This window comes from Burkholderia sp. PAMC 28687 (genome assembly GCF_001577465.1).
In the GTDB taxonomy this organism is placed as follows: domain Bacteria; phylum Pseudomonadota; class Gammaproteobacteria; order Burkholderiales; family Burkholderiaceae; genus Caballeronia.
The window spans coordinates 1,783,640-1,803,675 of record NZ_CP014505.1; the positions used below are offsets into that span (position 1 = coordinate 1,783,640).

Here is a 20,036-nt window from a genome sequence, read left to right on the forward strand (position 1 = left end):
GCCTGATGCTGCGGAAGGCTTATTGACCGAACGCCGCGAGATATTCCGCCCAGTGCGGCGCCGGCTCGAGCGCAAGGGCGTTCTTCACGACGTTGATTTCATCCGCATATTCTTCCTGCGAAAAACCGCCGCGCATCAACTGGAACCGGCAATACATCAGGTACGTATTGACCACGTCGGTCTCGCAGTAATTGCGGATTTCTTCGAGTCGTCCCTCCGAGAACGCTTGCCAGACCTTGCCACCGTCCATGCCGAGTTTTCCCGGAAAGCCGCAGAGCTTCGCCAACGCATCGAGTGGTGCATTCGCGCGGGCCTGGTACATCGCGAGCACGTCCATGAGGTCGGTGTGACGCGCGTGGTAGCGGCTGATGTAGTTGTTGTAGCGGAATTCGCGGTCATCGCTTCCGAGGTCCCAGTACCGCGAAGCCGCTACGCCGTGGATCATCGCGCGATAGTGCAGTACCGGCAGATCGAAACCGCCGCCGTTCCACGAAACAAGTTGTGGCGTGTACTTCTCGATCACGCGAAAGAACGACTGGATCAGCGTGGCTTCGGTGTCCGTCGTAGTGCCGAGCGAGCGCACGCGAAATCCCGTGTTATCGCGAAACACGCACGAAATGGCGGCGATGCGCTGCAGATGGTGGGGCAGGAAGTCGTTGCCCACACGCTCCCGGCGCGCGGCGAATGCGTGCTCGGCGACTTCGGCGTCGGTGAGCGTGGCGGAGAGATCTTCGAGACGGCGAATGCCGTCGACATCGGGAATCGTCTCGATATCGAAAACGAGAATGGGTGTCATTGCTTTATTCGATGCTGCGTTTTTAAGGAAAGCGCTGACCGGGTCGCCGCCCGAATTGCGAAAGGCTAGAGAACAGCGTCTTTGCGCACACCGTTCGATGCAAAAAATCGCTTTAGCCGCACTAGCGCTTCTTGCTGGATCTGGCGCACGCGTTCGCGCGTCAGGCCCATTTCGTCGGCGAGTTCTTCGAGCGTGGCCGGCTCGATGTGGTTCAGGCCAAAACGTCGCTCGATGACGTGCCGGTGTTTGTCGGAGAGACGCGAAAGCCAGAGCTTGGTCAGCGTTTCCAGTTCACGATGCTGAACTTCGGAATCGGGCGACTGGCTGGCGTCGTCGGATAGAAGGTCCAGCAAACTGCTCGCCGGGTCCAGATCGAGCGGCGCGTCCAGCGACGCTGTGTGTTCGTTCAGCGCGAGGATGTCGGTAACTTCTTCAGGCGTCTTCCCGGTGAGATGCGCGATGTCGTCGATGCTTGCGTCGCGCCTGTCCGGCGCGATTGCCGCAGTGGAATTCGCCGAGCTTTTCTCGAGATGACGTTTCGCGCGCAGCACCTGATTGAGCTCGCGAATCACATGCACCGGCAAACGCACCGTACGCGCCTGATTCATGATCGCGCGCTCGATGCTCTGGCGGATCCACCACGTGGCATACGTAGAAAACCGGAAACCGCGCGTGGGATCGAATTTTTCGATGGCGTGCATCAGGCCGAGATTGCCTTCCTCGATCAGGTCGAGCAACGGGACGCCCCGATTCAGATAACCCTTCGCGATGCTGACCACCAGCCGCAAATTGCGTTCGATCATCACCTGCCGCGCCTCGAATTCGCCGGCTTTCGCAAGCCGCGAATAACGCTGCTCTTCTTCGACCGTCAAGAGCGGCTTGACGCTGATGCGATTCAGATAATGCTGGATGGTGTCGGCAGTGAGTTCCGCCTGCAGGATCGATTTGAAGTCGTCAACGTCGGGCACGGTATCGTTTGCGCCCTCCACTGCTTCCTTGCGGTTTGATCCGCTGTCTTCGTCGCTATCCAGCTCGGCTTCAGCCGCTTCGGATTCCGACTCGTCAGCGTGGTTCGAAGCGCCGTCTTCCACCGTTGTCTGCGTGGGTCTGATTAAATCAGTCTCGGCTTGCGGCGGATGGCGCTTCGATTTAGGCATGATGATTTCGCTTATTGCGGCGGCAAATACGTCAGAGGGTCGACAGGTTTGCCCTGCCGGCGAACTTCGAAATGCAACATCACACGGTCCGAATCGCTGCTGCCCATCTCGGCGATCTTCTGCCCTTTTGTCACCGCGTCACCTTCTTTTACCATCAAAGCGCGGTTATGTGCGTATGCGGTCAGAAAAGTTGCGTCGTGCTTGATGATGATGAGATTACCGTATCCGCGCAGACCATTGCCGGAATAAACAACCCGTCCATCCGCCGCGGCATTGACCGGATCGCCCGGCGCGCCGCCAATATTGACGCCTTTGTTCTTGGCGTCGTCGAACGTGCCGAGAATCGGTCCGCGCGCCGGCCAGATGAACGCGGGTTGGGCCGCCGGCGCAGCCGCTGCCGCGCCGTTATCGATTCCGGTGGCGGGCTGGTTCATTGCCAGCCCGGGCGTCGCGCCCGGTACCGGAGGTTGCGGCGTTCCCATGCCGGACGATGAACCGTAAGCCGGCGCCTGCGGCAGCATGGTGCTGCCTGCGCCGTTGGTGGTGGCAGCACCGTTCGCGCCATTCGCGCCATACGTGCTCGTCAGCGGCTGCGCCTGCACGCCGCCGCCTACGATAGGCGCGGTAGACACGCCCGGCGTTGCGGCGGCAAGATTTGCACCCGGAGGCGCTACCCGCAGCAACTGGTCAACTTCGATTTGATTCGGGTTCGTCATGTTGTTCCACGACGCGATATCCCGATAATTCTGGCCGTTTTCCAGCGCAATCCGGTATAGGGTGTCACCCGGTTTTACGCGGTAGTAGCCTGGCGGCGGCGGACCCGGCGGCAGGACGGCACCGTCCTGAGCGGCTTGCGTGCCGATCGCAGCTCCGGTCCGGTCGACGACCGGCGCATTGTCCATCCGTGTCGCGCACGCCGCCAGCACGGACAGCGCCGCGACACACACCATGCGCTGAACCACGGTCAAACCAGGGTTCGCGCTCACTTCTCGTTTAGCACGCAACATACTCATCGGTGTCAAATCACTCCGGATTTTAAAGGTACAAAGAAAACCCGATCAAGCTGCGACTCGCGCCATTGCGTGGGCGAAACGCGCTCGACGAGCGTCAGGATTTGCGCTTGCGCGGTTTGCGATCCGACCGGCGCAACCAGCCTGCCGCCAACGGCGAGTTGATCGAGCAGCGCTTGCGGAACATCGAGCCCCGCGCACGCTATGACGATGGCGTCGAACGGCGCGGCTGCCGGCAGTCCGAGCCGGCCATCGCCGTAATGCAAACGGATGTTCGGTACACGCAAGGGGCGCAAATTCAGCTTCGCGCGCTCCGACAACGGCCGAATCCGTTCAATGGAGTACACATCAGTTGCGACCTGCGACAACACGGCCGCCTGGTAACCACAGCCGGTGCCGATTTCCAACACGTTTTTCAGCGTTCGCCCCGCAGCAACCAGTTCGATCATTCGCGCGACAACCGAAGGTTTCGAGATCGTCTGGTGATGACCGATTGGCAACGCCGCGTCCTCGTAGGCCTGCGCCGCAAGCCCGGGGTCCACGAACAAGTGCCGCGGCACCGCCGACATGGCCGCCAGCACACGCAGGTCTGTGATGCCGTTTGCGCGCAGCCGTTCGACCATACGTTCACGCACCCGTTCCGACGTCAACGCGTGCGTGCTGCCATGCGTTCCGTGCAACGCCGTCTTCCGGCCCGTACCGGACTTGACGTCCGGCTGCTGCACCGGCTTCGTATCCTGCGCCGCCTGAGCCTTCACGCTCGCGGCGAAGTCCCGCGTTTCGTTCAGGCGCGCACCGGAACGCAACGCCCCGGACTGATGGTGAGCCACAACCGCAGAAGGCTTCGGTGCGGCATGCGGCTTTCCTGCTGTCGTTCCCGGAACGCCGGCCGGCTTGACTACAGCGTTGGCCTTCGCTCCGGGATGAAGCGCCGTCGACAATTTCGCAACCTTTGCAGCCGCGGGTTTCAGCGTCGCGGCGCCGGCCTTGTGCGTTGCCCCCGCCGGCCGCGCTGCGCCGTTACCGCCCGCGATCGACTTCAGGACCGGCTTCGCGACCGGCCTGGCGTTCGATTTGCTGCTTGCATCGGGACGCGCAGTCGCTTTGCGCGGCTCGCGCACCAGGTCGGCGAGTGCCAGCGGGAAGCGTTTTGCGCGTTCTTCCGTCATGAACGGCTGCTCCGCGCCTCGGCCCACTCGCGCGTGGCGGGCAGCAGCTTGGTATGCGTGAGATCGAGTTGCAACGGCGTGATTGAAACATGTCCGTTCGCAATAGCATGAAAATCTGTGCCTTCGCTTGCATCGAGCGCGTCGCCTGACGGCCCGATCCACCAGATCGGGTTCCCGCGGGGATCGATTTGCCGGATCACCGGTTGCGAGGGATGACGCTTGCCAAGCCGCGTGATGCGCCACTCTCCCATTTCTTCGTAAGGCAGACTTGGAATGTTCACATTCAATAACGGATGGCCCGGCATGGGATGCGCCAGAAAATGCGCAACGATGTCAGCGGCAACGCGCGCTGCGTCTTCAAGATGCAACCAGTCGCGCCCGACCAGCGAGAACGCGATGGCCGGCACGCCGAACATGAAACCTTCTGTCGCCGCCGCGACCGTTCCGGAATATAACGTGTCCTCGCCCATGTTCTGGCCGTTATTGATACCGGAAACGACCAGGTCCGGCTGCTTTTCCAGCATGCCCGTCAGCGCGATATGCACTGAGTCGGTGGGCGTACCGTTCACGTAATTGAAACCGTTCGGCGCCGTGTGAATGGTGAGCGGGCGCGACAGTGTCAGCGAGTTAGAAGCACCGCTGCAATTCTGCTCAGGGGCCATGACCGTGACCTGCCCAAGCGGCTCCATGGCCGCGTGCAGCACGTTGAGCCCGCGGGCCAGATAACCGTCGTCGTTGCTGAGTAGGATTTGCATTCGACGATTGTAACCGAGGAAAGTAGGCCCGCGGCCCGGCCGTGGGGTCCTCGGCCGAACGGCCAGGTTTTCCGCGCAATGCTGGTTGATCTCGAGCGTTTTTCGTGCGTTTTATTAGACCGGATGGCTAACGCTGCGTCTCTGAACGCACGCCCGGGCAACGTCGTTTTACACTGGCGCATAGCGGATTTTTCAATGGAGACCCCATGCGCGCCATTCGATGCAACCAGTACGGACCGCCCGAATCACTCGTGCTCGAAACCTTGCCGGATCTCCGTCCAGGCGCCGACGAAGTGGTGATCGACGTACGGGCGGCCAGCGTGAACTTCCCTGATGTGCTGGTTATCCAGAACAAGTATCAGACGAAGCCGGCACTGCCCTTCACCCCGGGCGCCGAGTTCGCGGGTGTCGTGCGAGAGGTCGGCATGAACGTCAGGCGGCTCAGCGTAGGCATGCGGGTCGCTGCTTACACCGCGCAAGGCGCGTTCGCCGAACAGGCGGTTGCCCGCGAAGCGGCCTGCATTGCCCTGCCCGAGGACATCGACTTTGCGAGCGCGTCGGCCGTCACGCTCGCGTACGGCACGTCGCATCACGCCGTGGTCGATCGCGGCGGCCTGAAAGCCGGCGAAACCATGCTCGTGCTCGGCGCGGCCGGCGGCGTGGGGCTGGCAGCGGTTGAAATTGGCAAGGCGCTTGGAGCACGCGTGATCGCTGCGGCGTCCAGCGCGGAGAAGCTGGCATTGTGCGTTGAACATGGGGCAGATGCGACCATCGACTATTCGAGCGAGAACCTGCGTGAGCGCATCAAAGAGCTGACGGACGGAAAAGGTCCGGACGTCATCTACGATCCGGTTGGCGGCGAGTATGCGGAACCGGCTTTTCGCAGCATCGGATGGAGGGGGCGTTATCTGGTGGTGGGGTTCGCCAACGGCGAGATACCGAGGTTGGCCCTCAATCTGACGCTGCTGAAAGGCGCCAGCATCGTGGGCGTGTTCTGGGGCCAGCACATACAACACGAACCCGAGCTCGCAGGCGCAGCAATGAAGCAGATCTTTGGTTGGATCAAGGAACGCCGGCTTCGCCCGCACATCACGAAGCGTTATCCGCTCGCGCGAACCGCCGATGCATTGAGCGACATGGCGAGCCGGCGTGTCTCGGGCAAGATCGTGATCGAGCCGTGAACGATCGGCGTCAAGAGGGCCGCGTCACATCTTTTCGGTATCACCGGCGCTCGGCTGCCACTTCATCAGGCGGCGTTCAACGAACGCAACTATCCCGTCCAGGATCAGTGCGAATGCCGTGAGCACCAGAATGCCTGCGAACACGGTATTGATATCGAACGTGCCTTCGGCTTGGAGAATCAGGTATCCGACACCGCGTGCCGAACCCAGATATTCGCCCACCACGGAGCCGACAAACGCAAGTCCCACCGACGTGTGCAAGCTGGAGAACACCCAGCTTGTCGCGCTCGGCAAATACACGTGCCGCAGCAGATGTTTGCGATTGGCGCCGAGCATGCGGGCGTTGGCAAGAACGACCGGGCTCACTTCCTTCACGCCCTGATAGACGTTGAAAAACACGATGAAAAAGACCAGCGTCACGCCGAGCGCCACTTTCGACCAGATGCCGAGGCCGAACCAGACGGCGAAGATCGGTGCAAGGATGACGCGCGGCATCGAGTTCGCGGCCTTGATGTACGGATCGAAGAGCGCGCTCATCATGGGCGCCAGGGCAAGCCATAAACCAACCCCGAGACCCATTACCGTTCCAATCACGAATGCGAGCACGGTTTCGATCAGCGTGACCCAGAGATGCACGTAGATCTCGCCGGTCGTGAACCATTGCCAGATGCGCAACAGCACTTTCTGCGGTTCGCCAAAGAAGAATGCGGCCTTGCTCGAATCGTCGAAATAAAAAGCCGGCAACAGCGTCGGGCTGGTCAGCACATACCAAAGTAAGAAACACAGCACGAGCAGCAGCCACTGCCATACAACCAGGTTTGCGCGGTTCGGGCGCAACGTTTTCCACATGATCGATCTGCTCTTGTTAGCAAGCTAATTGGTGGATCAAACGGCTGTGAGCTGTTGCTTGTAGCCTTTCAGGACTTCTTCCCGAAGCACGGACCAGATCTGTGAATGCAATTCCACGAAGCGCGGATGCGAACGGATTTCGGCCACATCACGCGGACGCGGCAGATCGATCACGAACTCGCCGATCGGATGCGTGCCCGGCCCTGCCGACAGCACCACCACGCGATCGGACAGCGAAATCGCTTCGTCGAGGTCATGGGTGATGAAGAGCACGGCTTTACGCTTGGCTGCCCAAAGTTCGAGCAACTCGTTTTCCATGAGCTGGCGCGTCTGGATATCGAGGGCTGAAAACGGTTCGTCCATCAGGATGATGTCCGGATCGAGGATCAGCGTTTGCGCCATGCCCACGCGCTTTCGCATGCCGCCGGACAACTGATGCGGATAACGGTCGCCGAACCCGCCAAGACCGACGCGCTTTAACCACTCTTCGCCTCTCGCAGACGCTTCGTCTTTGGGAACGCCGCGAAACGACAAACCGGCTGTGACGTTGTCGAGTGCCGATCGCCAGGGCATCAGCGCTTCAGCCTGGAACATGTATCCGGCGCGGCGGTTGATCCCGTCAAGTTCGGTACCGAAGACGTTGACCGTGCCCGACGAAGGCGCGAGCAAACCGGCGCCGACGTTCAACAGCGTGGACTTGCCGCAGCCCGTAGGACCGACGACCGAGACGAACTCGCCCGGCGCGACGCGCAACGTCGTCTCCTTGACCGCCGTGTAGCGGGAACGGCGGTCATCGCGGGAGACGAACGTGCAAGTGACATTCTCCAGCGCGAGCGCGGGGACCGGTGTAGTTGTCGGCTGCACCGCTTATGCCTTGACCGAGGTCAACGCCTTCTTCACGAAGTCGTTGGTCCACGTCTTCGACAGGTCGATCGGCTTGCTTTTTACGGTTTCGTCGAAGGCTTGCAGCGTCTTGAGCGACGTCGCAGGGCCGTTTGCGGGCATCAGGCCATCGGGCGACATGGCTTCCTTCACGTGCTGCCATGCATCCAGATAAAGCGAACTGTCGCCGAGCAAGTATGCCTCGGGCACCGTCGAGATCAGGTCCTTGCCCGTTGCCGTCTGAAGCCACTTGAGTGCACGGACCATCGCGTTGGTGAGCGCCTGGGTAGTGTTCGGATTCTTCGTGATGAAGCTCTGCGACGCATACAGGCACCCTGCCGGCATGTCGCCGCCGAAGACCGCGCGGGTATCGGCGAGCGTGCGGGTGTCCGAGATCACTCGGATGTCGCCGGAGCGTTCCAGTTTGGTCATGACGGGATCGAGGTTCGCCATGGCATCGATCTGTCCCGACTGCAATGCAGCGACCGCACCCGCTCCCGCGCCCACGCCGATGAACGACACGTCGCTCGCGGTGAGCCCGGCCTTTGCCAGAACGAAGCTCGCCATGATCGACGTCGACGAACCCGGCGCAGTCACGCCGATCTTCTTGCCTTTGAGATCGGCGATGCCCTTGTAGTTCGGCATCGCTTTCTTCGACACAGCCAGCACGATCTGCGGCGCGCGCCCTTGCAGCACGAACTCGCGGAACATCTGCCCCTTCGCCTGCAGCAGCAGCGTATGTTCGAACGCGCCCGACACCACGTCCGCGCTGCCACCCACCGCGGCTTGCAACGCTTTCGCACCGCCGGCGAAGTCGGAGATTTCGATCTCGAGCCCTTCGTCCTTGAAGTAGTTGCGGCGCTCCGCAATGGTGAGCGGCAAGTAGTAGAACAGGTTCTTGCCGCCGACCGCGATCAAAACCTTTGGATGCTCGAGCTTCGCTTGCGCGAACGCGAATGGGGTGTCTATCAATGTCCCGGCAGCGAGCGCCGCGCCGCTTGCGATGAAAGTCCTGCGTTGCATCTTGTCTCCTTCGTTTTTATTTTTCGAGGCTTTGGTTTGAACGCCGAGATATTTTGCGGAGGCTCAAATCACCCTGTCCGCCCGCAATCTTGCAATATTGTCAGGATCATACCCGAGCGATTGCAGGACTTCATCGGTGTGTTCACCAAGTTGCGGTCCGAGCCAGCGTGTTCCGCCAGGCGTTTCCGAGAGCTTTGGCGTGACGTTCGGCAAGGCGATCTCACGGCCGTCCTGCCACGAAAATCGCTGGATCATCTGGCGCGCGATGTACTGCGGGTCGGTGAACATGTCGGCCACGCTGTAGATGCGTCCCGCGGGAACATCGGCAGCGTTGAGCACGGCGAGGGCTTCGTCGATCGTGCGCGTGCACAGCCACACGCGGATGGCATCATCGATTTCCCGCGTACGTGGCACACGTCCATCATTCGATGCCAGCGTCGGATCGTTGCCCAGATCTTCGCGGCCGATCGCCAGCATCAAACGCTTGAAGATAGGATCGCTGTTGCCGCCGATCACGATGCTGCCATCGCGGCACGGATACGTATTCGACGGCACGATACCCGGCAGCGACGCGCCCGTGCGCTCGCGGATCATGCCGTACACACCATATTCCGGCACCACGCTTTCCATCATGTTGAAGACGGCTTCGTAAAGCGCGACATCGACGACCTGCCCTTTGCCACCGTTCGCTTGCCGGTGATGCAGCGCCATCAGTGCGCCGATCACGCCGTGAAGCGCAGCAATGGAATCCCCGATCGAAATGCCGATCCGGGGCGGCGGCAAATCGGGATAGCCCGTGATGTGACGTAATCCGCCCATGGATTCGGCGATCGCGCCAAATCCCGGCCGGTCGCGATATGGCCCGGTCTGCCCATATCCGGACAAACGCACCATCACGAGGCCAGGATTTTCAGCGGACAAGACTTCATAACCGAGCCCGAGTTTCTCGAGCAGACCCGGCCTGAAATTCTCGACGACGATATCGGCTTCCTTGGCCAGCCGGCGGACGATTTCCTTGCCTTCCGGGGCTTTCAGGTTGATGGTCACCGACTTTTTATTGCGCGCCTGAACGGCCCACCATAGCGACGTCCCGCCCACTTCCGGATAGAGCTTGCGCCATTTGCGCAGCGGATCGCCGCCGTTCGGATCTTCGATCTTGATGACGTCAGCGCCGAACTCGCCCATGAAGCGCGAGGCGAACGGCCCGGCGATCAGCGTGCCGAGTTCGAGCACCTTGACGCCGGCGAGCGGTCCCGAGGTTGCGCTCATGGTGTCTCCTGCGTTGTTGTTTGTGACTTGTTAAAGCGGAATCTCGAGCGCCTGGAAACGCGGCGAACCGTTTGAGAGCGTGTCGTTGAAGATCGCGGCCGGCCGCACCCACAAGCCGTGGTCGTGAGGCCACAGATGTTCGTAGACGATCATGGGCTCTTCAGTTTCGGAATGCCGCGCCACGCCAATCACACGATACAACCCGCCCTTGTAATGGCGATGTGTGGCCAATGCCAGTGCTTCTGCTTCGGTCATGTCGTTGTATGTCCTCGGGTCTATACCGAACGGCGATCCAGCATCGCGCGCGCGATCGTGCCTGCATCGACGTACTCGAGTTCCCCGCCCACCGGTACGCCGCGCGCGAGCCGCGTCACCTTCAGGCCCTTGGATTTCAGCGTCTGCGCGAGGTAATGCGCGGTCGCTTCGCCCTCGTTCGTGAAGTTCGTGGCGAGCACGATCTCCTTCACGATGCCATCGGTGGCGCGCTGGATCAGGCGATCAAAATGAATTTCCTTCGGCCCGATACCATCGAGCGGACTCAGCCGCCCCATCAGCACGAAATACAAGCCGCTATAAGTCAGCGTCTGTTCGAGCATGATCTGGTCGGCTGGCGTTTCGACCACGCAGAGCAATTCGGCGTCGCGCTCGGGATCGCTGCAGACTTCGCAGATTGCCGCCTCGGTGAACGTGTTGCATTTCTCGCAGTGCTGCAGATGCTCGGTTGCAAACATCAGCGACCGGCCGAGCTTTTCAGCGCCTGGCCGGTCATGCTGCATGAGGTGATAGGCCATGCGCTGCGCCGACTTGGGACCCACGCCCGGCAGAGCGCGCAGCGCTTCGACGAGCGCCGACAAGGCGGAAGGTTGTTTCATGCGCGGTGGCCGTTGCTCTGAGAGTTGGTGTGCTGGCAGCTTAGAACGGCAGCTTGAAGCCCGGCGGCATCGGCATGCCGGCGGTCATGCCGCTCATCTTTTGCTGCGTGGTGGCTTCGGCCTTGCGCACGGCGTCGTTGAATGCTGCAGCAACGAGGTCTTCCAGCATGTCCTTGTCGTCGGCGAGCAGGCTCGGATCGATCACGACCCGGCGCACGTCGTTCTTGCAAGTCATCGTTACCTTCACAAGGCCCGCGCCCGACTGACCTTCCACTTCGATCAGCGCGAGTTCGTCCTGCGCCTTCTTCATGTTGTCCTGCATTTGCTGCGCTTGCTTCATCAAGCCGGCGAGTTGGTTCTTCATCATGATCGGGCTCCTTGGGGAAAACGGTATAGAAAATAGGTGTCTATTGCGTGGCTGGCGTTCAGTACATGGCCATGCCAGCGAAGAATGTGCGCTTCGTTGCGCTTGAAACGATGTTCTCTAAAAGCTCAATTCGCCGATGCCGCATTCTGCCCGCCGCCCTGTGCGCTGCTGCCGTTCTCCGGCGAGATCGGCTTGATGGACCCCTGCACGATACTCGCGCCGAAATCGCGAATCAGGGACTGCACGAACGGGTTCTGCGTGATTTCCTTTTCCGCTTGCTGCTGGCGCTGGGCGCGAAGAGCCGCATCGACGGCCGCAGCCGTACGGCGCGCCGCCCCGACGCTCACGACCACTTCGAGCGGCCGGCCAAGCTTGTCGGCCAACGCCGCTTTCAACTTGGCGACTTGCGCACTTTCCGCGTATTGCGGAACCGGCACGACCAGTGTGATCGATCCGGCGTCGCATGCGGTCAGCTCGCTATTGAACGCAAGCTGATAAGCGATGCCCTTCAACGGCAAGTCCACGGCCAGCGAAGGCCAGTCGCCTGTGACGCCAATAGCATCGAGCGGGACGGCCGGCGGGAGCGGACGGGTGTCGGCCTTGGCTGCGGGTTTGGTCTCGGTCCTCGAACCAGGCGAGTCATTGAAGCGTACGTCGTCGGGGCCGCTTTCGAACGAGGGCACGAAACCGTCGTCCGGCGCCATGAAATACCCATCGTCCGATGAAGCCGGCTGATAATCATCCAGTGGAATCTCTTCCCACGGCGCAACGGCGCTGCCGTTATTGGCACCGGCGGGCTCGTTTGCGTTGCGCGCGGACGCGTCGGGCCGGGCATCGCTCGCGGGCGCAGGCTGCACGGGCGGCGCGGCTGGCCGCCGTGGCACCGGAACCTGGACGACCGGCGCGGCCTTCGGCATTACTGACTTGCGCGCCTGTTCTGCCGGACGCGCGCCCCGGTCCGACGATACCCGCATGCCGGCGCTGCGCAGTACATCAAGCGCCGCACTCGCGCCACCGGGAGTCCGCAGAGAAGCTGTTGCCACTTTTTCGAGCGGTGCGCTTTCGCTGGGCTCCGCTACCACGCGCTCCACGAGTTCCTGTGCAGCAGCAGCCATGGGCGCCCGCTCAGGCTCGGGAACTTCCGCAACAGCAGGTTCGCTGTTTAAAGGAACTTCCGGTCCCGCGGTTTGAAGCGAAGAGGTATCGACGGGAGTTTGCGCTTCATCAGTGCCTTGCTCGACCGGCGCATCCTGATCAGCCGGCGCGGCTGGCAACGTGCCGGAAACATCGGCCAAACTACCCTCGATACCCTTCGCGGCCTGCGCTTCTGATTCAGGAGCGTTGGCGGAAGCCTCTGCACTGGCCAGGGGCGCCTCGATCGTCTTCGGACTGCGTGCATCAGCATCGAGCTCCGGCGCGGCCGCCGCCTTCGGCGTCACGTCGGCCGCAGCGCGAATACCACTGGCTGTCACCGCGCCCGGCGCCGCGCTGCGAACGCTCGTGGCGCTCACGCCGGCTCCCGCAGCCTTGACACGCGCGCCGCCCCCTCCTCCCGGACCACCCGCTGGTTCGAACGCCAGCATCCGCAGCAGCGTCATGGTGAACCCGGCGTATTCATCGGGCGCGAGACCCAGTTCACCACGCCCGATGGTCGCGATCTGATAGAACAGTTGCACGTGCTCGGCGCTGAGGGCACCGGCAAAACGGCGGATATCGCCGGCCTCCGGCCATTCATCGAGCACCGATGCCGGCGCAAACTGCGCCCATGCAACCTTGTGCAGCAATCCGGCAAGATCCTGCAGCGCCGTGGAAAACGACAGGCTGCGCAACGCCATTTCGTCGGCGATAGCCAGCACGCCCGGCCCGTCGCCGATCGCGAGCGTATCGAGCAAACGGATCAGATAACTCTGGTCGAGCGCGCCGAGCATTCCGCGCACGGCTTCCTCGGTCACCTGGTTCGCCGAGTATGCGATGGCTTGGTCAGTGAGAGACAGCGCGTCACGCATGCTGCCGTCAGCCGCACGCGACAACAACCGCAACGCCTGCGCCTCGTAAGGGATTTTTTCCTCGCCCAGCACGTGTTCCAGATGACCGACGATATGTCCCGCCGGCATCTGCTTCAAGTTGAACTGAAGACAGCGCGAGAGCACGGTGACCGGGATCTTTTGCGGATCGGTGGTGGCGAGGATGAACTTGACGTGTGCGGGCGGCTCTTCCAGCGTCTTCAACATGGCGTTGAATGCGTGGTTCGTGAGCATGTGCACTTCGTCGATCATGTAGACCTTGAAACGCGCATCGACCGGGGCGTACACGGCACGCTCGAGGAGCGCCGCCATCTCGTCCACGCCACGATTGCTGGCCGCGTCCATCTCCACATAATCGACAAAACGTCCCTCGTCGATTTCCTTGCACGCCCGGCATACGCCGCACGGCGTTGAGGTCACGCCGGTCTCGCAATTGAGCGCCTTGGCGAAGATACGCGACAGCGTCGTCTTGCCGACACCGCGCGTTCCTGTGAACAGATAAGCGTGATGCAGCCGCCCGCCGTCTAGCGCGTGCGTGAGCGCGCGCACCACGTGCTCCTGGCCGACGAGCGAGGCGAAAGATTTGGGGCGCCACTTGCGTGCGAGAACTTGATAGGTCATGCCGAAATTGTATCAGCAACGTCAAGAGCCCAAAGCGTTTCCAAGGCGGGACGGCACGGGTTCGAACGGCGTTCGGCGCGCTGCGGGAAACGCATTGAAATGCGATTCAGGCGGCCATACATTTGACGCAAAGGAAGTAAGAGCTGGAGCGAAAGATGCGAGGAAACAGCAGAGATAAAAACAGGGGAGATGAAGCGAAGGTGACGAGCCCGACCCTCGGCACTGGTAGAAAACGGCTGTGGCTGCTTCGTTCCCGACCTGACCAGGTTGACCGCGCCACCATGCGAGGAGGCCCGTCACGCAGAATCATATCAGACCTGGTACGCATTGCGTACCCCCATCCTCAAGCGCCCTCGCGTTCCCCCCCGTTCACCCCATCACCTCATGGCTCGCCGCGCTCTTTATCGACGCAGAAAAACCGGCTTGGAGATCTTGAAAAACGCAGGTCCGGGTACATCCTATCGGTAGCCGGCAACGGATAGCAAAGTAAGCTAAGATGACATTTTGAAGCACCGGCTAAACACCGTGTGGCGGGCAGAAGCGGCATACCGGCAACGGTTTCGCGCCCACCCAAGCGAGCGGTTCTACACCCCGCGGCGCGGGAGAACAATTTCCTTGTTTTGGTGTATCGTGGCGAGCATTCAAACGCGGGCCTCGAATTCCGAGAGGTATCTACATAATGAGCGAATCGATCAAACATATTAGCGACGCATCCTTTGACCAGGACGTCACGAAGTCGGATAAACCCGTTCTGCTCGATTTCTGGGCTGAATGGTGCGGTCCCTGCAAGATGATTGCGCCCATCCTCGACGAAGTTGCCAAGGATTATGGCGACCGCCTGCAAATCGCGAAGATCAATGTGGATGAACACCAATCCACGCCCGTGAAGTTCGGTGTGCGCGGCATCCCCACGCTGATCCTCTTCAAGAACGGCGCGGTTGCAGCGCAAAAGGTCGGCGCCTTGTCGAAGTCGCAACTGACAGCGTTTCTGGACAGCAACCTGTGAGATCGAATCCGGGACGCCGGCGTCAGGCAACTTATTCGGCGACCCGGATTCAGCAGCAAGTCTGTATTGGTGCACGGCCTGGCTTCGGTGCCAGGCCACACAAGTGAAAAGCAAGTAAAAGCGATTAGCTGCACCTGTGGGATTCCCGCTAAATGTTGTGCGACCACAACATGCGCGCGTTCCATCGCCACCAGGCCTTTTCGAGGCTCCGTCGGCATGTGCTATGCTAGAATCCTAAGACTGCAAGACCAAGACGGTTTAGGTCCTTGAGCGTTCAGCTCACTTCTCCTCCCAAATTCTCTGTTGTACCTCTTCTCCCTGGCGGGAAATCCGTATGCATTTATCCGAGCTCAAGTCTCAGCACGTCTCCGCATTGATCGAAATGGCCAATGGCCTGGAGATCGAAAACGCCAATCGCCTGCGCAAGCAGGAATTGATGTTCGCGATTCTTAAAAAGCGCGCCAAGACCGGCGACACGATTTTCGGCGACGGCACGCTCGAAGTATTGCCGGACGGCTTCGGCTTCCTCCGCTCACCCGAGACTTCATACCTCGCCAGCACGGACGATATCTACATCAGCCCGTCGCAGATCCGCCGCTTCAACCTGCATACCGGCGACACCATCGAAGGCGAAGTGCGCACCCCGAAAGACGGCGAGCGTTATTTCGCGCTGGTCAAGGTGGACAAGGTCAACGGCCAGGCGCCGGAAGCCTCGAAGCACAAGATCATGTTCGAGAACCTGACGCCGCTGCACCCGAACAAGCCGCTGCCGCTCGAGCGCGAAATGCGCGGAGAGGAAAACGTGACGGGCCGGATCATCGACATGATCTCGCCTATCGGCAAGGGGCAGCGCGGGTTGCTGGTGGCATCGCCGAAATCGGGCAAGACCGTGATGCTGCAGCACATTGCGCACGCCATCAAATCGAACCACCCGGATATCGTGCTGTTCGTGCTGCTGATTGACGAACGCCCGGAAGAAGTGACGGAAATGCAGCGCTCGGTGGTCGGCGAAGTAATCGCCTCCACCTTCGACGAACCCGCCGCGCGCCACGTGCAAGTCGCGGAAATGGTGATCGAAAAGGCCAAGCGCCTGGTCGAAATGAAGCACGACGTGGTCATCCTGCTCGACTCCATCACGCGTCTCGCGCGCGCCTACAACACGGTCGTGCCGGCTTCGGGCAAGGTGCTGACCGGTGGTGTGGATGCCAACGCGCTGCAACGTCCGAAGCGGTTCTTCGGCGCGGCGCGCAATATCGAGGAAGGCGGATCGCTGACCATCATCGGTACGGCACTGATCGAAACCGGCAGCCGCATGGACGACGTGATCTACGAAGAGTTCAAGGGCACCGGCAACATGGAAGTGCATCTGGAACGCCGTCTTGCTGAAAAGCGGGTTTATCCGTCGATCAACCTGAACAAGTCGGGCACGCGCCGCGAAGAACTGCTCATCAAGCCTGACCTGCTCCAAAAGGTCTGGGTGCTGCGTAAGTTCATTCACGACATGGACGAAGTCGAATCCATGGAATTCCTGCTCGACAAGATCCGCCAGACCAAGAACAACGCTGAATTCTTCGATCTGATGCGCCGCGGCGGTAGTTGAGCCCCGACGGTCCAACCGAACACGAAAGCCGTCCGCATTGCGGGCGGTTTTTTTTCGCCCATCGAAACCTATACCAGGATTCCAAACGTGTACGTTCACGTTCATGTTGATCTATAATTCAGGGAAACCTTTCTCACCGGAACGCAAACCGGCCAACGTCATGTCCGAAGAACTTCTGACCGTGCGCGACGCCGCCGAGCGGCTCGGAGTCACCCCCCGCACGCTGAAATACTACGAAGAACGCGGCCTTGTTGTGCCGAGCCGGAGCGAGGGGCGGTATCGGCTATACGACGCAGACGATCTGGAACGGTTTGGGCGCATTCTCCGGCTTCGCTCGCTCGGATTCTCGCTGCACGGGATTGTCGAGATGCTCAAGCGGCCGCTCGAAAAAACCGATGCGGGCCACAACCGTTATTCGCCGGATTCGCTGGCCGGAATCAAGAACGGCTTGCAACAGCAACTCGATGCCATCGATACCCGTATCGAAAACGTGCGTCGAGAACTGAAAGAAGCGCAGACCGTACGCGCGGAGCTGCGGCTCGATCTGGATTACGTGGAAGCGCGGCTTGCGGGCCAATCCGCCGAAGCGCTCCTCGAACAACAATCGAAGACGCGCGCCAAACCGGGGAGCAAGAAGTAATGAGCGCGCGGGCGCCGGTATTTGCAGTCGAGCGGCTGCGAGGCGACTTCTTCCCGTGGGTGCTGGCGCTGGTAACGGGCCTCGATTACTTCGATAACGCCATCTTCTCGTTCTTCGCGAGCTACATTGCGGGCGGCATCAATGCATCGCCGGACGAGCTCGTGTGGTCATCGAGTGCTTACGCGGTCGCGGCCGTGCTCGGGATCTTGCAGCAGCAATGGTGGGTCGACCGGCTGGGGCATCGGCGATACGTGGCTGGTTGCATGTTGTTCTACGCGTGCGGCGCGATCCTGTCGGCGCTCGCAGAAACCTCGCTGGAACTCACGTTCACACGCGGCCTTCAAGGCTACTTCATCGGTCCGATGATGGGCGCCTGCCGCATCCTGATCCAGATCAGCTTCACGCCGCAAAAACGCGCCGGCGCGACGCGCGCGTTCCTGCTGCTGATCGTGGGCAGCAGCGCGATCGCGCCGTTGTTCGGCGGCTGGCTGGTATCGCATTTCGACTGGCGCGCGTTGTTCGCATGCACGGCGCCGGTGGGTTTCGCGTTCGCGGGCCTTGCGATGCTCGCGTTGCCCGATTCGGGCAATGTTCATCGCGATGAACGCGGCGCCACGTCCTTCTGGCCATATCTGGTGTTTGCGTTCGCCCAGGGCGCATTGCAAATCGTGATGCAACAGGTGCGCTTCGAGCACTTCACCACCTCGCCGACGCTCGTGATGCTGACGGCAGCCGGCATCGGCACGCTGGTCTGGTTTGCGTGGCATCAGTGGCATCACCCGGCCCCACTCGTTCGCCTTCACGCGCTGCGCGAGCGTTCGTTCCAGGTTGGCCTCGTGCTGTACATGCTCTACTACTTCGAGTCCACGGGATTCAGCTATCTGATCTCGCGGTTTCTGGAACAAGGACTGGGCTATCCAGTTCAGAATGCCGGACGGCTCGTGGGGATGACGTCGCTGATATCGGGTTCGGCGCTCTTCCTTTATTTCAAATATACGAAGTACGTCACGCGGAAGAAATGGATCATCGTGCCGGGGTTTGCGATTGCAGCGCTGGTCGGGTGGATCATGACGCGCATGTCGCCGGGCGTGGCGCAAATCGATCTCATCCTGCCGATGCTGCTGCGCGGCTTGCTGTTGCTGTTCATCGTGCTGCCGGTGGCGAACCTCACGTTCAAGATCTTCGCCATAGAAGAGTTCACGCATGGCTACCGGCTGAAGAATATCGTGCGGCAGTTGACGCTCTCGTTTGCGACGGCGGCGGTGATCATCGTGGAGCAGCACAGGCAGGCGCTGCATCAATCGCGGCTCGCCGAAGCCGTGAATCCGTACAATCCGGAGTTCCAGAACGCCGCAGGCACGCTGGCGCACGGGTTTGCCGCTGCCGGCCATACGGCCGGTGAGGCTCACGCGCTCGCCCTCGTGACGATTTCCCGTATGGTTACGCAGCAGGCGAGTTTCCTGGCGTCGCTCGATGGCTTTTATTTCCTGATGGGCGTCGCGATTTGCGGTGGTCTGTTCGCGGCATGGCAAAAACAGATTGACTGAATTCGAGAGACTGACACGGACCTCATGGCCAATTTTCTGACCCGGCTGATCGGCGGGAATCGTCGCGAACGGGCGCTGCGCAAGTACGCGATCGATGACGCGCTATGGCAAGCCACGTTCGACCGGCTGCCGTTTTTCGGCCATCTTAGTGCTGGCGACCTGGAGCGTCTGCGTGAGAACACGACGCTTTTCATCGCCGAGAAGGAATTTTCGACGGCGCACGATCTGCCGCTGACCGACGCGATGATCGTCTCCATCGCCTTGCAGGCCTGCCTGCCGGTGCTGAACCTGAGCCTGGAGTTGTATCGCGGATGGGTGGGCGTGATCGTGTACCCGGGCGAGTTCGTCATCAAGAAAACGGTCGAGGACGAGGACGGCGTGGTGCATGAGATCGAACACGACGCCAGCGGGGAGGCTTGGGAAGGCGGCCCGGTGGTGTTGTCGTGGGAGGACGCGCAGATGACCGACGGGGAGGACGCGTACAACGTCGTGATCCATGAGTTCGCGCACAAGATCGACATGCTCAACGGCGAGGCGGATGGACACCCGCCGCTCTACCGCAAATGGCATGCGCCGCTCGATTCCGTGGCCTGGAACGATGTCTTCGATCATGCCTACGACCATTTCTGCGCTCAAGTCGACGCCGTTTCCGACCGCCGATGGAACCGTTTCGAGCGCGAATCCCTGATCGATCCGTACGCGGCCGACCATCCGTCGGAGTTTTTCGCGGTGTGCAGCGAGGCCCTGTTCGTGAAACCGGCGGCCTTCGAACGGGACTATCCCGAGTTGTATCGGCTGCTCGCGCGTTACTACCGGCAAGACCCGGCGAACGTGGGCGCGCTTTCGTAAGCGCCTGGCCAGAGGGCCCCAAAAACATGCCAGGCGACTGATTTTCTGGCATAATCCACGGTTTTCGACCTCAGGCAAGTGGCTCGCGCTCGGGAAAAGTGACAAACGTCATACTGAGCGCACGTTGAGCGGGCTGGCTACCAACAGATACCAAAGGAAAGACCATGAAAGAAGGCATTCACCCGAATTACCGCGAAGTGCTGTTCGTCGACATGTCGAATGATTTCAAATTCATTACGCGTTCGACCATCAACACGCGCGAAACCGGCGAGTTCGAAGGCAAGCAGTACCCGCTGGCAAAGATCGAAGTGTCGTCGGAATCGCATCCGTTCTACACCGGTCAGCAAAAGATCATGGACACGGCCGGCCGTGTCGAGAAGTTCAACAAGAAGTTCGCAGCGTTCTCGTCGAAGAAGTAA

Annotated in this window: 20 protein-coding genes and 1 other RNA gene; 7 read left to right on the plus strand and 14 right to left on the minus strand. The window is 60.9% G+C overall.

Translation table 11 applies throughout. The features are described 5' to 3' along the window. Positions 1-19 precede the first annotated feature (19 nt). From AX768_RS08145 to surE, 5 genes are all read right to left on the minus strand, one after another. Complete coding sequence (locus AX768_RS08145; RefSeq protein WP_061999539.1) at positions 20-796, minus strand: 3'-5' exonuclease; 777 nt, start codon at positions 794-796, stop codon at positions 20-22. A gap of 65 nt (positions 797-861) precedes the next feature. Further along, on the minus strand, positions 862-1,953 hold the full coding sequence (gene rpoS / locus AX768_RS08150; RefSeq protein WP_061999540.1) for an RNA polymerase sigma factor RpoS: 1,092 nt from the start codon (positions 1,951-1,953) through the stop codon (positions 862-864). Between the two features lie 11 nt (positions 1,954-1,964). After that, the gene (locus tag AX768_RS08155; protein WP_061999541.1) at positions 1,965-2,966 is read right to left on the minus strand and encodes a peptidoglycan DD-metalloendopeptidase family protein; all 1,002 of its coding nucleotides are present in this window, start codon (positions 2,964-2,966) and stop codon (positions 1,965-1,967) included. Between the two features lie 5 nt (positions 2,967-2,971). Continuing rightward, a complete protein-coding gene (locus AX768_RS08160; protein WP_062000873.1) occupies positions 2,972-4,132 on the minus strand; it encodes a protein-L-isoaspartate(D-aspartate) O-methyltransferase in 1,161 nt (386 codons plus the stop codon). Next, positions 4,129-4,887, minus strand: coding sequence for a 5'/3'-nucleotidase SurE (gene surE, locus AX768_RS08165; RefSeq protein ID WP_061999542.1), 759 nt, complete (start codon positions 4,885-4,887; stop codon positions 4,129-4,131). The genes AX768_RS08160 and surE overlap by 4 nt, the downstream gene beginning before the upstream one ends. 206 nt (positions 4,888-5,093) lie before the next feature. Here surE and AX768_RS08170 point away from each other — a divergent pair, with 206 nt between their 5' ends. Further along, positions 5,094-6,068 (plus strand): NADPH:quinone oxidoreductase family protein, encoded by a 975-nt coding sequence (locus tag AX768_RS08170; RefSeq protein ID WP_061999543.1) that lies wholly within the window; start codon positions 5,094-5,096, stop codon positions 6,066-6,068. A 24-nt stretch (positions 6,069-6,092) separates the two neighbouring features. On the opposite strand, the gene AX768_RS08175 is transcribed toward AX768_RS08170, so the two are convergent. The 9 genes from AX768_RS08175 to ffs form a co-directional block, all read right to left on the minus strand. Continuing rightward, the gene (locus tag AX768_RS08175; protein WP_061999544.1) at positions 6,093-6,917 is read right to left on the minus strand and encodes an ABC transporter permease; all 825 of its coding nucleotides are present in this window, start codon (positions 6,915-6,917) and stop codon (positions 6,093-6,095) included. Positions 6,918-6,953: 36 nt separating this feature from the next. Further along, positions 6,954-7,781 carry an ABC transporter ATP-binding protein gene (locus tag AX768_RS08180; protein WP_061999545.1) on the minus strand — a complete coding sequence of 276 codons (828 nt, stop codon included), beginning with the start codon at positions 7,779-7,781 and terminating at the stop codon, positions 6,954-6,956. A gap of 3 nt (positions 7,782-7,784) precedes the next feature. Then, the gene (locus AX768_RS08185; RefSeq protein ID WP_061999546.1) at positions 7,785-8,822 is read right to left on the minus strand and encodes an ABC transporter substrate-binding protein; all 1,038 of its coding nucleotides are present in this window, start codon (positions 8,820-8,822) and stop codon (positions 7,785-7,787) included. A gap of 63 nt (positions 8,823-8,885) precedes the next feature. After that, the gene (locus AX768_RS08190) at positions 8,886-10,091 is read right to left on the minus strand and encodes a CaiB/BaiF CoA transferase family protein (protein ID WP_061999547.1); all 1,206 of its coding nucleotides are present in this window, start codon (positions 10,089-10,091) and stop codon (positions 8,886-8,888) included. 30 nt (positions 10,092-10,121) lie between these two features. Beyond that, positions 10,122-10,346 carry a DUF1653 domain-containing protein gene (locus AX768_RS08195; RefSeq protein ID WP_061999548.1) on the minus strand — a complete coding sequence of 75 codons (225 nt, stop codon included), beginning with the start codon at positions 10,344-10,346 and terminating at the stop codon, positions 10,122-10,124. A gap of 20 nt (positions 10,347-10,366) precedes the next feature. Next, complete coding sequence (gene recR / locus AX768_RS08200) at positions 10,367-10,963, minus strand: recombination mediator RecR (protein WP_061999549.1); 597 nt, start codon at positions 10,961-10,963, stop codon at positions 10,367-10,369. 40 nt (positions 10,964-11,003) lie between these two features. Further along, positions 11,004-11,330 carry a YbaB/EbfC family nucleoid-associated protein gene (locus AX768_RS08205; RefSeq protein ID WP_056363948.1) on the minus strand — a complete coding sequence of 109 codons (327 nt, stop codon included), beginning with the start codon at positions 11,328-11,330 and terminating at the stop codon, positions 11,004-11,006. A gap of 125 nt (positions 11,331-11,455) precedes the next feature. Next, entirely contained in the window at positions 11,456-13,975 is a 2,520-nt protein-coding gene (locus tag AX768_RS08210; protein WP_061999550.1) for a DNA polymerase III subunit gamma/tau, read from the minus strand. 199 nt (positions 13,976-14,174) lie between these two features. Further along, positions 14,175-14,273: signal recognition particle sRNA small type (gene ffs, locus AX768_RS08215), an RNA gene on the minus strand. A 381-nt stretch (positions 14,274-14,654) separates the two neighbouring features. Here ffs and trxA point away from each other — a divergent pair. The 6 genes from trxA to AX768_RS08245 all read left to right on the plus strand — a co-directional run bounded on the left by trxA (position 14,655) and on the right by AX768_RS08245 (position 20,036). Next, the gene (gene trxA, locus AX768_RS08220; protein ID WP_031356443.1) at positions 14,655-14,981 is read left to right on the plus strand and encodes a thioredoxin TrxA; all 327 of its coding nucleotides are present in this window, start codon (positions 14,655-14,657) and stop codon (positions 14,979-14,981) included. A 334-nt stretch (positions 14,982-15,315) separates the two neighbouring features. Then, positions 15,316-16,581 carry a transcription termination factor Rho gene (gene rho, locus AX768_RS08225; protein ID WP_056363952.1) on the plus strand — a complete coding sequence of 422 codons (1,266 nt, stop codon included), beginning with the start codon at positions 15,316-15,318 and terminating at the stop codon, positions 16,579-16,581. Between the two features lie 160 nt (positions 16,582-16,741). Continuing rightward, positions 16,742-17,221 carry a MerR family transcriptional regulator gene (locus AX768_RS08230; protein WP_062000874.1) on the plus strand — a complete coding sequence of 160 codons (480 nt, stop codon included), beginning with the start codon at positions 16,742-16,744 and terminating at the stop codon, positions 17,219-17,221. Further along, entirely contained in the window at positions 17,221-18,768 is a 1,548-nt protein-coding gene (locus AX768_RS08235; RefSeq protein ID WP_061999551.1) for an MFS transporter, read from the plus strand. The genes AX768_RS08230 and AX768_RS08235 overlap by 1 nt, the downstream gene beginning before the upstream one ends. A gap of 24 nt (positions 18,769-18,792) precedes the next feature. Then, positions 18,793-19,617 (plus strand): M90 family metallopeptidase, encoded by an 825-nt coding sequence (locus tag AX768_RS08240; protein WP_061999552.1) that lies wholly within the window; start codon positions 18,793-18,795, stop codon positions 19,615-19,617. Between the two features lie 164 nt (positions 19,618-19,781). Beyond that, a complete protein-coding gene (locus tag AX768_RS08245) occupies positions 19,782-20,036 on the plus strand; it encodes a type B 50S ribosomal protein L31 (RefSeq protein WP_056363961.1) in 255 nt (84 codons plus the stop codon).

Bases quoted from the DNA above. Each gene is read 5' to 3' on its own strand.
- rho (WP_056363952.1), top strand. From the start codon at position 15,316: ATGCATTTATCCGAGCTCAAGTCTCAGCACGTCTCCGCATTGATCGAA.
- recR (WP_061999549.1), bottom strand. From the start codon at position 10,963: ATGAAACAACCTTCCGCCTTGTCGGCGCTCGTCGAAGCGCTGCGCGCT.
- AX768_RS08160 (WP_062000873.1), bottom strand. From the start codon at position 4,132: ATGACGGAAGAACGCGCAAAACGCTTCCCGCTGGCACTCGCCGACCTG.
- AX768_RS08185 (WP_061999546.1), bottom strand. From the start codon at position 8,822: ATGCAACGCAGGACTTTCATCGCAAGCGGCGCGGCGCTCGCTGCCGGG.
- AX768_RS08240 (WP_061999552.1), top strand. From the start codon at position 18,793: ATGGCCAATTTTCTGACCCGGCTGATCGGCGGGAATCGTCGCGAACGG.
- AX768_RS08145 (WP_061999539.1), bottom strand. From the start codon at position 796: ATGACACCCATTCTCGTTTTCGATATCGAGACGATTCCCGATGTCGAC.
- trxA (WP_031356443.1), top strand. From the start codon at position 14,655: ATGAGCGAATCGATCAAACATATTAGCGACGCATCCTTTGACCAGGAC.
- surE (WP_061999542.1), bottom strand. From the start codon at position 4,887: ATGCAAATCCTACTCAGCAACGACGACGGTTATCTGGCCCGCGGGCTC.
- rpoS (WP_061999540.1), bottom strand. From the start codon at position 1,953: ATGCCTAAATCGAAGCGCCATCCGCCGCAAGCCGAGACTGATTTAATC.
- AX768_RS08190 (WP_061999547.1), bottom strand. From the start codon at position 10,091: ATGAGCGCAACCTCGGGACCGCTCGCCGGCGTCAAGGTGCTCGAACTC.
- AX768_RS08170 (WP_061999543.1), top strand. From the start codon at position 5,094: ATGCGCGCCATTCGATGCAACCAGTACGGACCGCCCGAATCACTCGTG.
- AX768_RS08230 (WP_062000874.1), top strand. From the start codon at position 16,742: ATGTCCGAAGAACTTCTGACCGTGCGCGACGCCGCCGAGCGGCTCGGA.
- AX768_RS08210 (WP_061999550.1), bottom strand. From the start codon at position 13,975: ATGACCTATCAAGTTCTCGCACGCAAGTGGCGCCCCAAATCTTTCGCC.
- AX768_RS08155 (WP_061999541.1), bottom strand. From the start codon at position 2,966: ATGAGTATGTTGCGTGCTAAACGAGAAGTGAGCGCGAACCCTGGTTTG.
- AX768_RS08175 (WP_061999544.1), bottom strand. From the start codon at position 6,917: ATGTGGAAAACGTTGCGCCCGAACCGCGCAAACCTGGTTGTATGGCAG.
- AX768_RS08235 (WP_061999551.1), top strand. From the start codon at position 17,221: ATGAGCGCGCGGGCGCCGGTATTTGCAGTCGAGCGGCTGCGAGGCGAC.
- AX768_RS08205 (WP_056363948.1), bottom strand. From the start codon at position 11,330: ATGATGAAGAACCAACTCGCCGGCTTGATGAAGCAAGCGCAGCAAATG.
- AX768_RS08195 (WP_061999548.1), bottom strand. From the start codon at position 10,346: ATGACCGAAGCAGAAGCACTGGCATTGGCCACACATCGCCATTACAAG.
- AX768_RS08245 (WP_056363961.1), top strand. From the start codon at position 19,782: ATGAAAGAAGGCATTCACCCGAATTACCGCGAAGTGCTGTTCGTCGAC.